1 protein-coding gene is annotated in these 1,429 nt (G+C 64.1%); it reads left to right on the plus strand.

Translation table 11 applies throughout. The features are described from left to right. Nucleotides 1–82: 82 nt before the first annotated feature. A complete protein-coding gene (locus ORI27_RS32805; protein WP_266001421.1) occupies nucleotides 83–1,396 on the plus strand; it encodes an IS256 family transposase in 1,314 nt (437 codons plus the stop codon). The last annotated feature ends 33 nt before the right edge of the window (nucleotides 1,397–1,429 follow it).

A 1,429-nucleotide genomic window follows, 5' to 3' on the forward strand; every position in this document is an offset into this window, starting at 1 on the left:
CGCACCTTCCCGAGGATGATCATCACGGAATCAGGTATTCGATCAAGACCGGCGTTGGCGCGCTGGTTGGGAAGGTACGCCCATGCTCACGGTAGTTCACGATCCGGAATCAGCCAACGACAGCGCCGGCGGGCGGTCGCTGCTCGATGAGATCGTCCGCGACGGCGCACGGCAGATGTTGGCTGCGGCGTTGCGCGCCGAGGTGGCCGCTTACATCGACGCTCACGCCCACGAGGTCGATGACCAGGGTCGCCGGCTGGTGGTGCGCAACGGTTATCACCAGGCCCGCGATGTGCTAACCGCGGCCGGTGCGGTCGAGGTCACCGCGCCGCGGGTCAACGACAAACGCCTCGATCCCGATACTGGTGAGCGGCAGCGGTTCTCCTCGAAGATCCTGCCGGCGTGGGTGCGCAAGTCCCCGCAGATGAGCGAGGTATTGCCGCTGCTGTATTTGCACGGCCTGTCGACCAGTGACTTCGGGCCGGCCTTGGAGCAGTTCCTGGGTTCCGATGCTGGGCTTTCGGCCACGACGATCACCCGGCTGACCAGCCAGTGGCAGGATGAGGCCACGGCGTTCGCCGGCCGGGATCTCTCCGGTAGCGACTACGTGTACCTGTGGGTCGACGGCATTCATCTCAAGGTCCGCCTCGAGCAGGAAAAGCTGTGCCTGCTGGTGATGCTCGGGGTGCGTGCCGATGGCCGCAAAGAACTCGTCGCCCTCACCGACGGGTATCGGGAATCGACCGAGTCGTGGGCTGACCTGTTGCGGGATTGCCGCCGCCGCGGGATGACCGCTCCGGTGCTGGCCGTCGGGGACGGCGCCCTGGGGTTCTGGAAGGCGGTGCGGGAGGTGTTCCCGGCGACCCGTGAGCAGCGGTGTTGGTTCCACAAGCAGGCCAATGTTCTTGCTGCGCTGCCGAAATCAGCGCATCCGGGTGCGCTGGCAGCGATCAAGGACATCTACAACGCCGAGGATATCGACAAGGCTCAGGTCGCCATCAAGGCCTTCGAAATCGACTACGGCGCCAAGTACCCCAAAGCGGTCGCCAAGATCGTCGACGACGCCGATGTGCTCCTGGAGTTCTACAAATATCCGGCCGAGCATTGGATTCATCTGCGCACAACAAACCCAATCGAAAGCACTTTTGCCACAGTGCGTTTGAGGACCAAGGTCACCAAGGGCCCCGGATCGCGTGCCGCGGGGATTGCCATGGCCTACAAGCTGATCGACGCCGCACAAGCCCGCTGGCGGGCCGTCAACGCACCGCACCTCGTGGCCCTGGTCCGTGCCGGTGCGGTGTTCCACAAAGGCAAGCTCCTCGAACGTCCCACCGACATCACCCCGCCGGAATCGGCCACCACCGAGGCGACATCAGCCGGAACGGAGGTCGCCTGAAACACCCCAATCCACAGGTATTGACAATTCCTC

Origin of the sequence: Mycobacterium pinniadriaticum, from assembly GCF_026242045.1 — a bacterium.
GTDB classification, from domain to species: Bacteria; Actinomycetota; Actinomycetes; order Mycobacteriales; family Mycobacteriaceae; genus Mycobacterium; species Mycobacterium pinniadriaticum.

What these genes read in the sequence shown, in the direction of transcription:
- ORI27_RS32805 (WP_266001421.1), top strand. Translation starts at nt 83, where the DNA reads ATGCTCACGGTAGTTCACGATCCGGAATCAGCCAACGACAGCGCCGGC.